The sequence below is a fragment of the Onishia taeanensis genome, from assembly GCF_900100755.1.
In the GTDB taxonomy this organism is placed as follows: domain Bacteria; phylum Pseudomonadota; class Gammaproteobacteria; order Pseudomonadales; family Halomonadaceae; genus Onishia; species Onishia taeanensis.
Window position 1 is genome coordinate 25,872 of record NZ_FNCI01000014.1, and the last position, 13,825, is coordinate 39,696.

Sequence of the window (13,825 nt, forward strand, 5' to 3'; positions counted from 1 at the left end):
CCGTTACGTTGTGCCTCTGACCGCTAACCCTTCTCCCTGATCAACAAGTGATTCAGGCGCGAAGGTTGTCCAACACCTTCAGCGAGGCCTGGGCCTGGTTGAGGGTATAGAAGTGCAAGCCCGGTGCGCCGCCGTCGAGCAGCCGCTCGCACAGGCGGGTGACCACTTCTTCGCCGAAGGCCTGAATGCTCGCGCTGTCGTCGCCGTAGGCCTCGAGCTGCTTGCGGACCCAGCGCGGAATATCCGCCCCGCAGGCATCCGAGAAGCGCGCCAGCTTGGTGTAGTTGGTGATCGGCATGATGCCGGGGATGATCGGCACCTCGACACCCAGCTTGCGTGCCCGTTCGACGAAGTGGAAATAGGCGTCCGGGTTGAAGAAGTACTGGGTGATGGCGAGGTTGGCGCCGGCCTTGACCTTTCGCGCGAAGTTTTCAAGATCGCGCTCGAAGTTCTGCGCTTGGGGGTGGCTTTCCGGGTAGGCGGCGACGGCGATCTCGAAGTGATTGCCGGTCTCCTCACGGATGAATTCGACCAGCTCGTTGGCGTAGCGCAGCTCACCAATACCGCCTCCGCCCATGCCTGAAGGCAGGTCGCCGCGCAGCGCCACCAGGCTATTGATGTCATCCTCGCGGTACTGGGCCAGGAGTTCACGTATCGCGCCCTTGTCGCTGCCGATGCAGGACAGGTGCGGCGCCGTGTTGATGCCGGACTCGCGCACCGATTTGACGGTCTGGGTGGTGCGAGCCTGGGTCGAGCCGCCGGCGCCGTAGGTCACCGAGAAGAAGCGCGGGTCGCGGGCGGCCAGAGCATCGCGCACTCCCAGCAGTTTTTCCTTGCCCGCCTCGGTATTGGGCGGAAAGAACTCGAAACTGATGCCTAGCGGATGCTCGTGTGCGCTCATGGATTCAACCCTCGTCGGTCACCTGTACGGCGACTCTCGCTGTGTATTCTTGATAGTCTCGCCTCCATCCGCTGTCCCGCTTGGCTACGCAGGGCAACGGATGAGGGCAGAGCAGGCCGGCAAGGCCTAGTGAGATAGGCTCATTGTGACGCCCCCCTTGCGCCCCGACTAATGAAAGTTTCACCGCTCCTGTATCGATTTCATTCATATAAAAACCCGAGCAAGCATAACCGTCAGGTCTAACGCTTATGCGAGACACCCGGCGAGCCGCCACGCCGCAACGGCCGGCGCAGCCAGCCGCTGCCGATCAACATGCCAAGGGTGATCAGCCCGGCTGCCAGGGCCAGTGAGCCGGTCGGCTCGGCATAGCCGCAGGCGATCAGCACCAGGGTCGAGAGCAGCGGCGTAAAGTAGGACAGCAGCCCCAGCAGGCGCAGATCGCCATGTTTGACGCCCCGGTCCCAGGTGAAGAAGGCGCTGCCAACTGGGCCCAGGCCGAGCCCCAGCACGCCCAGCCACCCCAGCCCCTCGGGCCAGCGCGACGGTTCGAACAGCAGGTGGCCCAGTGCGGCCAGCACCGCGGTGACCAGGCAGAAACCGCCCACGGCCGCGGTCGGCACTTGGCGCACGGCCCGAGACAGCACCGAATAGCCGCTCCACAGGAAGGCACAGGCGACCGCCGCCCCGTAACCAAGCACCGAGCCCTCCCCGGAGACATCGCCGCCGATCAGCAGGGCCGCACCGGCGAAGCCAAGCAGGGCGCCGATCACATGCACGGCCTTCAAGCGCTCCCCGGGCAACAGCGCCACGAACAGCACGATCAGAAGCGGCCACAGGTAGCTGATCAGGCCAGCATTGGCCGCCGGGGCGTTCTGCTGGGCCACGAAGTAGAGGGCGTGATAGCCGAACAGCCCGCCAACCCCCAGCGCCCAAACCGTCGGCGGTAGTCGCATCGCCACGGTGAGCGACTCGCCGCGCAGGGTCAGCCAGACGGCAAAACAGACGAAGGCGACCGCGAAGGCCAAGGACGTGAGCAGAAATGGCGGAACCGGGCCGGCCAGTTGGGTCAGGGCCGCCAGCAGCGCCCAGTTGAGCACGGTCGTCGCCCCGATGGCGGTGGCGCGTGAGTCGGGGGGCGTGGCATCGGTCATGGTATGGCTCCTGAAGGCGAGTTGACGCAGGGTGACAATCAGCCCCCTAGCCTTACAGAAGCCCGCGCCGAGAACTTGTCGAATCCTGACCCTCGCCGGTCGAATCGTCCGCGGATGATGTTAATGACAGATAAGCCACATGAAAGGTAGGGCGTCAGACATTTAATATCCTGACAGGCGGACAGCTGGCAGGCATGATGTGATTTTTATATCAGGAGATACCGATGGCGGAGCTCGACCTTGGCGCCACCCTGATGGCGCCGCTGTGGATGCTGCTGGCCTTCGTTGGCCTGGGGGTGATCTGTGCCCGGCAGCTATCCCTCGACCCACGCCCGATTGCCAGCCTGCTGATCTACGTAATCGCCCCGGTCACGGTCTTTCGCGGCCTGGTATTGGGCGGCCCTACCCCGGCCTATCTGCTGCTGACGCTGGGGGTGTTCGTCATCGCCAGCCTGATGTGTCTGCTGGTCGGCCGACTCGCCCGCCCCTTCTTCGCCGCCGAGGAAGCCTCACTGCTGGCCTTCTCCGCCGGCACCGCCAACACCGGCTACTTCGGGCTACCGGTGGCCATGGTGCTGCTGTCACCCGAGGGCGTAACCCAGTACCTGTTTTGCCTACTGGGCATGAACCTCTATGAATTCACGCTGGGCTTCTATGTGAGCGCCCGAGGCCGCTTCTCGGTGCGAGAGAGCCTGCACAAGATCCTGCGCCTGCCACTGATTTATGCCTTTCTCATCGCCCTGGTGGTCAGCGGTCTGTCGCTGCCACTGCCGGACGCACTGATGGAAGGGGCCGAGGTCTTCCCGCCCACCTACACCCTGCTTGGCATGATGATCATCGGCATGACCCTTGGGCGAGTCCGCTTCAGCGAGCTTGATCCGCGCTTTATCGGTGCCTCGCTGGCGGTGCGTTTCGGGCTCTGGCCGCTGGTCAGCCTGGGGGCCGTCCTGGCCCTGCAGGCGACGATCGGCATCGATGATGAACTGGCGCTAGCGCTGCTGCTGGTCGGGGTCGTACCGCTGGCCGCCAACCTGGTGGTGGTAGCCATGGAGCTCGGTAGCCGGGCCGAGAAGGCCGCCGTGGCCGTACTGATCAGCACCCTGATCGCCCCGCTGGTGATGCCGTTCTATCTGGAAGGGTTGCTGGCGCTGGTGGCGCCAGGCTGAGCCTGCCGCCAGGCCCGCGGCGAGAGGCCCTGACGGTCACGGAAAGTACGCGAGAAATGGGCGGTATCGCCAAAGCCGCAGGCCAGGGCGATCTCGGTGATGCTTGCTGAGGTCTCGGCCAGCAGCGTCATGGCCTTGGCCAAGCGCCGCTCGACCAGCCAGGCATGCGGCGAGCGGCCGGTCAGGGCATGAAACTGACGAGCAAAGGCCGCCTCGGCCAGGTGACAGCGGGCCGCCCAGTCGCGAACTCGCCAGCGCTGCGCCAGGTCGGCTTCGATCTCGGGCAGCAGACGCAGTAAGCGCAGCCGCGGCTCACCGGCCCTGTGCGCCGGCATCCTCAACGCACCAGCGACCCAGGCGGCCAGCGCCGCCGAATCGCCTTCCTCGAGTTGTCGCGCCCCTGCCATCAGCGCAGGCGATATACGTCTAACCTGCGCCGTCAGACCATCGTCCAGAGCCAGGGTCTCGCACCAGGCCTCCGGCAGGTCGAGCACCAGGGTACGGTTATCCTGCGGGGCCAGATAATGATGGGTATCGCCCGAGGGAATCGGCACCAGTAGGCCGGGCTCGACGCGCCGGCCACGGCCGGCCACTTCCAGCTCCACCGCGCCCTCGAGCCCGAGCAGCAGCTGGTGATAGCCATGGCGGTCGCTGAGCACGCGGTCCGGATAGGAGCGTACGGCGATAAGGGGAGACGCTGGGGAATCGGTAACGGTCATGACAACCTCCTGCCTCATTGAAGCATACCCCCAGCGACGCACAAGGCCGTTCAATGAGCAGGAGCAAGAGGGGCCGATGAGCGGCCCCGGAAAGCAGCCGCCTGGAAAAGCGCCCAGACGATCAGGCCCGGGCCAGCGACGGTTCCACCATGGGACGCGGCTCGACCGCCGGTTCCTTGTCGATTACCCGCCCCTGCCAGTCGATCAGGCTGAGCCGACCCTCGCCGTCTTCCATCAGCGCCGTGCAGTGCTCGACCCAGTCACCGTCGTTGCAGTACAGCACGCCAGGCCTCGTGGCGAAGCCGGCCTTGTGGATATGCCCACCGATATAGCCATCGAGACCTTCTCGAGCGGCCTGATGCAGAGCCGCCTGTTCGAACTGCTCGACGTAGCGACGCGCCGCCCCCACCTGGTTTTTCAAAGCAGCGGCAAGCGACCAGTAGGGCATTCCCAACAGGCGGCGGCCATGGTTGCACCAGCGGTTCAGCGACAGCACGAACTGGTGCATGCCATCACCAAGCGCCATCATCCAGGGGGCCATGCGCACATGAGTGTCGAACTCGTCGCCGTGGCTGACCAGCAGGCGCCGGTTGTCGGCCGTGACGTGGATCATGCGCCGTTCGATTCGCACGTTGTAGAGTTTGAGACCACACAGCTTGCGCAGGGCGGCATCGTGGTTGCCGGGAATGTAGATGACCTCGCAGCCACCGCGGGCCAGGCGCAGCACCCGCGCCACCAGACGCTGCTGGGCGCTGGGCAGCACCGCACGTTTGCGCATGGCGATCAGGTCGATGATGTCGCCGACCAGATAGAGCCGCTTGGGGCGCACCCGGCGCAGCAGGCTATCGAGCAGGGCGGCCTGGCAGTCCGGCGTCCCCATGTGCAGGTCAGAAATGAACAGGGTACGAGAGTCGGGCAAGGCAATGGGCGAGTCAGTCATGGGGCGGCCTCCTTCGAACGCCCCTTAACCATGAAGCCCTGCCATGACGCCCCTATGGCGTGGCGGTGACGATACCGTGACAATTCGCTACGGCCTGGATTCGCCAGGCACCGCCAGCCACCCGCATCGCCTTGCGCGGGCCGGCTAAGTTCTGGCTCCTAAATCCGGCGCCACCAGCACCTTGGCCACCGCAGGCCGAGCCCGTAGCCGCTCGATATAGGCCATCAGGCGCGGCGTCTCGGCCAGGATGTCCTTGGCGGCGGGCATACCGGCCAGATAGTCGAGCATCGGCGCGGCAATGGCATCGGCGATCGTGAAGTCATCACCCACCAGATAGTCACCCTCGGCCAGCTGCTGCTCCAGCAGGTTGATATTGCGCACCACCTCCGGCTGCGCCGCCGCCACGGCATCCAGGCGAACGGTTCCGCCTTCTCCTTTGGGAAACACGAACTCCAGCAGGTAGCGGCGCACCAAAGCCTGATCGACGTAGAGGGCGAGCAGCCCGCTCCATTGGTCGACCTGCGCCCGCTGCCAGGTCGCTTCCGGCTGCAGGGCGGGCCCCTCGAAGGCCGCGTCCAGATAGCGGCAGATGCTGGCTGTCTCGACCAAGCGTCGCTCACCGTGCAGCAGGATGGGCACCTTGCCGAAAGGGTGCAGCGCATAGTGCTCGGCTGAGTGCAGCGCCATGGGGTGGCCTGCGATCTCGGCGCCCAGGCTGTAGGGAATGCCCTTCTCCTCGCAACACAGCTGAACGCTGCGCACGAAATTACTGAACTGGGGGCCGACGATATGGACCGACTCGGTCATCTGGACTGCTCCTTGGCTGGGAATCAATGCCCGCCTGCCGGGGGCTGGCCATGGCCGACGACGCCGACGCCCCCTCAAGCGTGGCTAGTAGCGATAGCTATCCGGTTTGAAGGGGCCCTCTGGGGCGAGGCCCAGATAGTCTGCCTGCGCCTCGGTCATGCGCGTGACCACCCCGCCGAAACCTCCGACCATGTAACGTGCGACCTCCTCGTCGAGATGGCGAGGCAGCACGGACAGCGTCAGGGCAGCCGCGCGTTCGTCCGGTGGCAGGTCGGCGAAACGGCCGGCGAACAGGTGAATCTGCGCCAGCACCTGGTTGGCGAAGGAGCCGTCCATGATCCGCGACGGATGGCCGGTGGCGTTGCCCAGGTTGACCAGCCGACCCTCGGCGAGCAGCAGCAGGTAATCGTCGCTTTCGGGATCGAAGTCGCCCGGCGCGCTGTCACGATAGACCTTGTGAACCTGCGGCTTGACCTCTTCCCAGTGCCACTGGCGGCGCATATAGGCGGTATCGATTTCGCTGTCGAAGTGGCCGATGTTGCACACCACGGCCCCTTTCTTGAGGGCCTCGAGCATCGACGCATCGCAGGCGTCGATATTGCCGGTGGCGGTGACCACCAGGTCGATCTTGCCGAGCAGGGCCCGGTCGATACTGGACGCGCCGCCGTTATGGCCCTCGAGATAGGGGGACACCACCTCGTAGCCGTCCATGCAGGCCTGCATGGCGCAGATCGGGTCGATCTCCGAGACCTTGACGATCATGCCTTCCTGGCGCAGCGAGGCCGCCGAGCCCTTGCCGACATCGCCATAACCCACCACCAGCGCCTGCTTGCCGGCCAGCAGATGGTCGAGGCCGCGCTTGATGGCATCCGACAGGGAATGGCGGCAGCCGTACTTGTTGTCGTTCTTCGACTTGGTGACCGCATCGTTTACGTTGATGGCCGGCACCTTGAGCCGGCCATCGCGCAGCATCTCGTGGAGGCGATGCACGCCGGTGGTGGTCTCCTCCGAGATGCCGTGAATCCGCTCCAGCAGCTCGGGGCGTTGCTCGTGCAGCAGCGCCGTGAGGTCGCCGCCGTCGTCGAGTACCAGATTGGGCCGCCAGCCATCGGGGCCCTCGACGGTCTGCTCGATGCACCACCAGAATTCTTCCTCGGTCTCGCCCTTCCAGGCGAACACCGGAATGCCCGCCGCGGCGATCGCGGCGGCGGCATGATCCTGGGTGGAGAAGATATTGCAGGACGACCAGCGCACGCTGGCCCCCAGCGCGACCAGGGTCTCGATCAGCACCGCGGTCTGAATGGTCATGTGGATGCAGCCGCTGATCCGCGCACCGGCCAGCGGCTGGGCGCCACGGTATTTCTCGCGGATCTTCATCAGCGCCGGCATTTCCGTCTCGGCGATACGAATCTCGCGGCGGCCCCAATCGGCCAGGGAGGGGTCGGCAACCTTGTGATCACCGACGGGTACAGCGGACATGGCGGCTTGATTCATGCGGCACCTCGGTCAACGAAGCGAGAGGGGACGAATACCTGACAGCAGTACTGCCACCTAATATAGGAGGCTTACCCGACTCTCACCACGCCGACCGAGCGGCTTGGGAGCCCAACCAAAGTCCCTAGGGTTTGTGCGAAACGTTAGCGAGCGAAGGCAAGACTAGGCAAAAATTGGCGAAAAAGCGGAGTTTACGAGGTGTAAATGAGCATTTTGAACCAATTTTTAACACCGTATTGCCGAGCGCAGGTAGTTGTCGCACAGACCCTAGCGCGGCGCCTTCAATACATGCCGAACCAGCCGGCCGATCGTCAGCCCCTGAACGAGGATCGAGAACAGCACGATCACGTAGGTGGTGACCACCAGGGTGTTGCGGATCTCGCCGTCGGGCAGCGACAGCGCCAAGGCCACCGAGATACCGCCACGCAGCCCACCCCAGGTCAGCACGCGGGTCGTGCCGGCACGAAAGTGACGGCGCCCCGACAGTAGCCTGAGCGGCACGCCGATGATCAAAAAGCGCGACACCAGAATCACCACCACCAGCGCCAGCGCAATGCCGACCACCTCGATGCTCAGCGGCATCAGCACCAGTTCGAGGCCAATCAGCACGAACAGCACGGCGTTGAGAATCTCATCGATCAGTTCCCAGAAGGCATCGAGATAGCGGCGCGTGCTCTCCGACATGGCGCCGATGCGGGCCATGTTGCCGATGATGAGACCCGCCACCACCATGGCGATCGGCCCCGAGATATGCAGGGCTTGAGCCAGCGCATAGCCGCCGACCACCAGGGCCAGGCTCAGCATCACCTCGACCTGATACTGGTTGATGCTGTTCATCAACCGATGGACCAGGCCCCCGAGGGCCAGGCCGAGCAGGATGCCGCCACCGGCCTCCTCGATGAACAAGAGCCCCAGATGCCCGATGTCGATGCCCTCGCCGCCGGACGCGGTGGCCACGCCCAGCAGGGCGGTGAATACCACCACCGCCACGCCGTCATTGAACAGCGACTCGCCAACGATGCGAATTTCCATATCGACCGGGGCACCGGCGTTGCGCATGATGCCGAGCACCGCGATGGGGTCGGTCGGCGAGATCAGCGCGCCGAACACCAGGCAGAAGGCATAAGGCACCCCCATCCCGACCTGCTGAAACAGCCACCAGGCCGCAGTACCGATCACCCCCGTGGAGACCAGCACCCCAAGCGTCGCCAGCAAACCGATCGAGACCCGGTAGTGATGAAGCTTCGAGAGATCGACGTGCAGGGCGCCAGCGAACAGCAACAGCGACAGCATGCCGTCCATCAGCAGCACGTTGAAGTCGATGCGCGCGAGCCAAGCCTCGGCGGTCTGGGCGAATACCGTGGTCACCGTCACATGATCGAGGGCGATGACCATCACCGACAGGGCCAGGGCGATCGCCATTACCCCGATGGTGGGCGGCAGGCGCAGCACCCGCTGGTTGAACCACATGCACAGCGCGGTGAGTGTGATGAAGAGGGCAGCGAGATTGAGCATTCAGGCGCGTCCTTGGCGAATGGCAACAGACTAGCGGGCGTGACGAGGGGATGGCAGTGACCTTTCGCCACAGGAAGGGAATCACATAGACCTACACATATACCTACGAAAGGACCCGCCGAAGCGGGTCCCCATCGAGCCGGCCTAGAGCACTGGCTTAAATACCGGCGGAGCGCTTGAGGGCCTCGACCTTGTCGGTCTTCTCCCAGGGGAAGGCCGTGAAGGTCTCGGTCTGTACTTCGCCGTTGACGTCGGTCCACTGGTAGCTGGTCTCGAACGGCTCGCGACCGAAGTGACCGTAGGCCGCGGTCAGCTGATACATCGGATGCAGCAGATCGAGCATGCGCGTGATGGCATTGGGGCGCAGGTCGAAATGCTCGCGCACCAGCTCGATGAGCTTGGCATCGCTGATCTTGCCGGTGCCGAAGGTGTTGACCGACACCGAGGTCGGCTCGGCTACGCCGATGGCGTAGGAGACCTGTATCTCGCATTTGTCGGCAAGCCCGGCAGCGACCAGGTTCTTGGCCACGTAGCGGCCGGCATAGGCGGCGCTGCGGTCGACCTTGGACGGGTCCTTGCCGGAGAAGGCGCCGCCGCCGTGGCGGGCCATGCCGCCGTAGGTGTCGACGATGATCTTGCGACCGGTCAGGCCGCAGTCACCCACCGGGCCACCGATCACGAACTTGCCGGTCGGGTTGATATGGTACTGAGTACTGTCGGTCAGCCACTCGGCGGGCAGGACCTGCTCGATGATCTCGCGCTTGACCATCTTGCGCAGGTCGCTCTGATCAATGTCCGGGTCATGCTGAGTCGACAGCACCACCGCGTCGACGGCCACCGGCTTGCCGTCGTCACCGTAGCGGAAGGTGACCTGGCTCTTGGCGTCCGGACGCAGCCAGGGCAGCATGCCGCTCTTGCGCAGCTCCGCCTGACGCTCGACCAGCCGATGCGAGTAGTGGATCGGCGCCGGCATGAAGGAGTCGGTCTCGTTGGTGGCGTAGCCAAACATCAGCCCCTGGTCGCCGGCTCCCTGATCTTCAGGCTTGCTGCGATCGACGCCCTGGGCGATATCGACGCTCTGCTTGCCGATCAGGTTGAGCACGCCACAGGTCTCGCCGTCGAAGCCGACGTCGGAGGAGGTATAGCCGATATCCAGGATCACCTGGCGTACCAGCTCCTCGAGATCGACCCAGGCCGAAGTGGAAATTTCACCGGCAACGATCGCCACGCCGGTCTTCACCAGGGTCTCGCAGGCCACGCGCGCCTGTTTGTCGCGGGCGATGATGGCATCCAGCACCGCGTCGGAAATCTGGTCGGCGATCTTGTCCGGATGCCCTTCGGACACGGACTCGGAAGTAAACAGGGAGTATTCGCTCATGGCGTCCTCGACCCTCTATCAATAACGGCCTGTTAATAACGGCGTGGGGGCACAGCACGGCGGCTGAAGCTGCATCGCCGACTGCCTTCCTGCGGGGCAGACGCGACACGCGACGGGCCAAAGGGCCTCAGGGCGGCGATTCTACACCAGAGCGGACACCGGTTCCTAGAAGCCCCGCGAGGCGCGGCAATTGATGGTTGCGCTCTTCTCGGCGACAATATGCCCCCTGAATCCAGCGTGCCGCATGCCGCGGTGCCCTTCCGCAACCTTGCTCGAGTCGCCCGCCCTGCCGCGCGGAGCCGCCCGGGCATTGCCTAATTGCCGCAGGCGAGGAGCTTGTCAATGCCGTCCCGTTTCGAACTGGCCAATGCCATTCGCGCGCTGTCCATGGACGCCGTGCAGAAGGCCAAGTCTGGCCACCCCGGCGCCCCCATGGGCATGGCCGATATCGCCGAAGTCCTCTGGAACGACTTCATGAGCCATAACCCGGCCAACCCGCACTGGGCCAATCGCGACCGCTTCGTGATGTCCAACGGCCACGGTTCCATGCTGGTCTACTCGCTGCTGCACCTGACCGGGTATGAGCTGTCCCTCGAAGACCTGCAGCACTTCCGTCAGCTGCACTCCAAGACCCCGGGCCACCCCGAGTTCGGCTACACGCCGGGCGTCGAGACCACGACCGGCCCGCTGGGCCAGGGCTTCGCCAATGCCGTGGGCATGGCGCTGGCCGAGCGCACCCTGGCGGCCCAGTTCAACCGCGACGGCCACCATATCGTCGACCACCACACCTACTGCTTCGTCGGCGACGGCTGCCTGATGGAAGGCGTCTCCCACGAGGTCGCTTCGCTTGCCGGCACTCAGGGGCTGGGCAAACTGATCACCTTCTATGACGACAACGGCATCTCCATCGATGGCGAAGTCGAAGGCTGGTTCACCGACGACACCGCCAAGCGCTTCGAGAGCTACGGCTGGCACGTGGTGCCCAACGTCGACGGCCACAAGCCCGAAGAGATCAAGGCCGCCGTCGAACTCGCCAAGAGCCACGACGACCGCCCGAGCCTGATCATCTGCAAGACCATCATCGGCTTCGGCGCCCCCAACAAGCAGGGCAAGGAAGAATGTCACGGTGCGGCGCTGGGCGACGACGAAGTGGCCGCCGCCCGGGTTCAGCTCGACTGGCCCCACGCGCCCTTCCACGTGCCGGAAGACATCTACAAGGGCTGGGACGCCACCCAGGCCGGCGAGGCCCGCGAGGCCGAGTGGAACGCGCGCTTCCAGCGCTATGCCGAGGCCTTCCCGGCCGAGGCCCGCGAGTTCACCCGCCGCATCAAGGGCGAGTTGCCCCGCGACCTGACCAGCGAAGCGCTGATCGAGCAGGCTCAGGAGCAGGGCGAGAGCGTCGCCTCGCGCAAGGCTTCGCTGGGCGTGCTCAATGAGCTGGGCCCGCAGCTTCCCGAGCTGCTGGGCGGCAGCGCCGACCTGGCGCCGTCCAACCTGACCTTCTGGAAGGGTGCCAAGGCCATCAGCCAGACCGAGCCCGGCGGCAACTACCTGCATTACGGCGTGCGCGAGTTCGGTATGGCCGCGATCATCAACGGCGTTGCCCTGCACGGCGGCTTCGTGCCCTATGGCGCGACCTTCCTGATCTTCTCGGAATACATGCGCAACGCCCTGCGCATGGCGGCGCTGATGGGCCAGCGCGCCATTCATGTCTTCACCCATGACTCCATTGGCCTGGGCGAAGATGGCCCGACCCACCAGCCGATCGAGCAGCTGACCACCCTGCGCTCGACACCTAACCTGTCGACCTGGCGTCCCGCCGATGCCGTGGAGACCGCTGCCGCCTGGCACGCCGGCCTCAAGCGTCATTCCGGCCCCAGCGCGCTGGTACTGTCCCGTCAGGGCCTGCCGCATCAGGCCCGCGACAAGCACCAGCTGAGCAACATTCAGCGTGGCGGCTACATCCTCAAGGACTGTGAAGGCACCCCGGAGCTGATCCTGATCGCCACCGGCTCCGAAGTTGGCCTGGCCATGGACGCCGCCGCACAGCTTGGCGAGCAGGGCCGCGCCGTGCGCGTGGTGTCGATGCCGTCCACCGACGTCTTCGACGCCCAGGATGCCGCCTACCGTCAGAAAGTACTGCCGCTGGAAGTCGGTGCGCGCATCGCCATCGAAGCCGGCCATCGCGACTTCTGGTTCAAGTACGTGGGCCTCGAAGGTCGCATCATCGGCATGGACAGCTTCGGCGAGTCCGCCCCGGCCGGCGAGCTCTTCAAGGAGTTCGGCTTCACCGTCGAGAACCTGGTGAGCGAAGCCGAACAGCTGCTGGAAGACGCCGCCGAGTAAACCGCCGAGCCAGTTTCTCAGCGCACAGCATGTCTCTTCGCCCGAGCCCCTAGTGGGCTCGGGCTTTTTGTGGCTGCTTCTCGCCCGACACCCTGCTCAGATCCTCAACTTCTCCCCTCGTCAGACGATAACTGTTCTAGAGGCTGGCGCCGGAAAAGCATGTCTTGGCGCTACGCATGATAGATACCTGAAGGACTTCTTCTGCCCCAACGCCTTCAGGACATCAGGGCCAAGAGCGGAACGGCATGACACAGCAACTCGGACTCCACGACCTTCGCCCCCACGCCGCATCGATGGTGCTTGGGCACGGCTACGGCACGGCCTGCCCCCTTCGCAGCGCCAGCCACGCCAGGCGGCTGCTCTCATTTCGCCGGCAGTGCCTGTCGTGAATGAAGAGGACCTCTACAAGAAGCGCCTGGAGGTTGCCCTGGAAGCCAGCGGTCTCGACCTGTGGGAGAACGACCTGTCGACGGGCGAGGTCGTCTTCGGCCTGACGAAGGTGTTCGCCGATCTCGGCTACGCAAGCCACGAGACGGCCGCCTACGTCGATGACATCTTCAAGCTCATGCATCCCGACGACGTGCCCTCGATCAACCAGGCGATCGACGACCACCTCAACGGCCTCACCGAGCGCTACTACAGCGAATTCCGCATTCGCGCCAAGAACGGCGCTTGGGTGTGGTATGCCAACTACGGCAAGATCGTCGAAAACGACGGCTCCACGACCCGTTTCACCGGCGTCTGTTTCAACCTCAATGAAAAGAAATGCCAGGAGCAGGAACTTCAGGCGCTCAACGAACAGCTGACCGAAAAGAACATGCTGCTGGAACGGATGAACGCCGAGCTTCACACCCTGGCCACCCGAGACTCGATGACCGGCCTGTATAATCGTCGCCACCTGCTCGAGGCCGGCGAACGAGAAATGCACCGTGCCCAACGCTTCGAGCACCCCTTGGCGCTAATGATCATCGACATCGATTTCTTCAAGCGCGTCAACGACACCTGGGGCCATATCGCCGGCGATCAGGTCATTCGCGCCGTCGCCGACTGCTGCCTCGAGCAGACCCGCGAAAAGGTCGACATCGTGGGACGCATCGGCGGTGAAGAGTTCGCCTTCGTGCTACCCGAGACCACGCTTCACAACACCCTGGCCCTCGCCGAAAGGCTGCGTGAGTGCATTGCCGCCAAGGAGATTCCGCTTAACGACGGGACCACCCTCTCGGTCACGGTCAGCGTCGGCGTCGCAGCACTCAAGCCCCCGCTGACATCCCTGAACGAGCTCATGGTGTGCGCCGACCGCGCCCTGTATCGCGCCAAGCGGGCCGGGCGTAACCAGGTCCATTGGCAGGAGTGAGGCCGCCCCTGGCCCGCTCTTGGCCTAACACGGGGGCTGGCACAGAACAGGGGC

At 64.7% G+C, this 13,825-nt stretch carries 12 protein-coding genes; 4 read left to right on the forward strand and 8 right to left on the reverse strand.

Translation table 11 applies throughout. The features are described from left to right. Positions 1 to 52: 52 nt before the first annotated feature. Positions 53 to 901: a methylenetetrahydrofolate reductase [NAD(P)H] gene (gene metF / locus BLR71_RS14375; RefSeq protein WP_092527941.1), complete on the reverse strand. Its 849-nt coding sequence runs from the start codon at positions 899 to 901 to the stop codon at positions 53 to 55. 239 nt (positions 902 to 1,140) lie between these two features. Next, positions 1,141 to 2,052 (reverse strand): aromatic amino acid exporter YddG, encoded by a 912-nt coding sequence (gene yddG / locus BLR71_RS14380; RefSeq protein WP_092527944.1) that lies wholly within the window; start codon positions 2,050 to 2,052, stop codon positions 1,141 to 1,143. A gap of 224 nt (positions 2,053 to 2,276) precedes the next feature. Between yddG and BLR71_RS14385 the strand changes: the two genes are divergently transcribed. Next, positions 2,277 to 3,218: an AEC family transporter gene (locus BLR71_RS14385; RefSeq protein WP_092527947.1), complete on the forward strand. Its 942-nt coding sequence runs from the start codon at positions 2,277 to 2,279 to the stop codon at positions 3,216 to 3,218. Here the strand turns inward: BLR71_RS14385 and BLR71_RS14390 are convergent. From BLR71_RS14390 to metK, 6 genes are all read right to left on the reverse strand, one after another. Next, positions 3,179 to 3,937 carry a helix-turn-helix transcriptional regulator gene (locus BLR71_RS14390; RefSeq protein WP_092527950.1) on the reverse strand — a complete coding sequence of 253 codons (759 nt, stop codon included), beginning with the start codon at positions 3,935 to 3,937 and terminating at the stop codon, positions 3,179 to 3,181. The two genes, BLR71_RS14385 and BLR71_RS14390, sit on opposite strands and share 40 nt — an antisense overlap. 121 nt (positions 3,938 to 4,058) lie before the next feature. Further along, positions 4,059 to 4,877, reverse strand: coding sequence for a UDP-2,3-diacylglucosamine diphosphatase (locus BLR71_RS14395; protein ID WP_092527953.1), 819 nt, complete (start codon positions 4,875 to 4,877; stop codon positions 4,059 to 4,061). A 144-nt stretch (positions 4,878 to 5,021) separates the two neighbouring features. Next, positions 5,022 to 5,684 carry a glutathione S-transferase family protein gene (locus BLR71_RS14400; protein ID WP_092527956.1) on the reverse strand — a complete coding sequence of 221 codons (663 nt, stop codon included), beginning with the start codon at positions 5,682 to 5,684 and terminating at the stop codon, positions 5,022 to 5,024. An 84-nt stretch (positions 5,685 to 5,768) separates the two neighbouring features. Next, a complete protein-coding gene (gene ahcY / locus BLR71_RS14405) occupies positions 5,769 to 7,178 on the reverse strand; it encodes an adenosylhomocysteinase (RefSeq protein ID WP_217629340.1) in 1,410 nt (469 codons plus the stop codon). Positions 7,179 to 7,445: 267 nt separating this feature from the next. Beyond that, positions 7,446 to 8,693 (reverse strand): cation:proton antiporter, encoded by a 1,248-nt coding sequence (locus BLR71_RS14410; protein ID WP_092527959.1) that lies wholly within the window; start codon positions 8,691 to 8,693, stop codon positions 7,446 to 7,448. A 157-nt stretch (positions 8,694 to 8,850) separates the two neighbouring features. Then, a complete protein-coding gene (gene metK, locus BLR71_RS14415; protein WP_092527962.1) occupies positions 8,851 to 10,071 on the reverse strand; it encodes a methionine adenosyltransferase in 1,221 nt (406 codons plus the stop codon). 342 nt (positions 10,072 to 10,413) lie between these two features. On the opposite strand from metK, the gene tkt reads away from it, so the two are divergent. The 3 genes from tkt (at position 10,414) to BLR71_RS14425 (ending at position 13,771) form a co-directional block, all read left to right on the forward strand. Beyond that, positions 10,414 to 12,417, forward strand: coding sequence for a transketolase (tkt, locus tag BLR71_RS14420; RefSeq protein ID WP_092527966.1), 2,004 nt, complete (start codon positions 10,414 to 10,416; stop codon positions 12,415 to 12,417). Between the two features lie 245 nt (positions 12,418 to 12,662). Continuing rightward, the gene (locus BLR71_RS17665) at positions 12,663 to 12,806 is read left to right on the forward strand and encodes a hypothetical protein (protein ID WP_175491689.1); all 144 of its coding nucleotides are present in this window, start codon (positions 12,663 to 12,665) and stop codon (positions 12,804 to 12,806) included. Continuing rightward, positions 12,803 to 13,771: a sensor domain-containing diguanylate cyclase gene (locus tag BLR71_RS14425; RefSeq protein WP_175491690.1), complete on the forward strand. Its 969-nt coding sequence runs from the start codon at positions 12,803 to 12,805 to the stop codon at positions 13,769 to 13,771. Before BLR71_RS17665 ends, BLR71_RS14425 begins: the two co-directional genes overlap by 4 nt. Positions 13,772 to 13,825 lie beyond the last annotated feature (54 nt).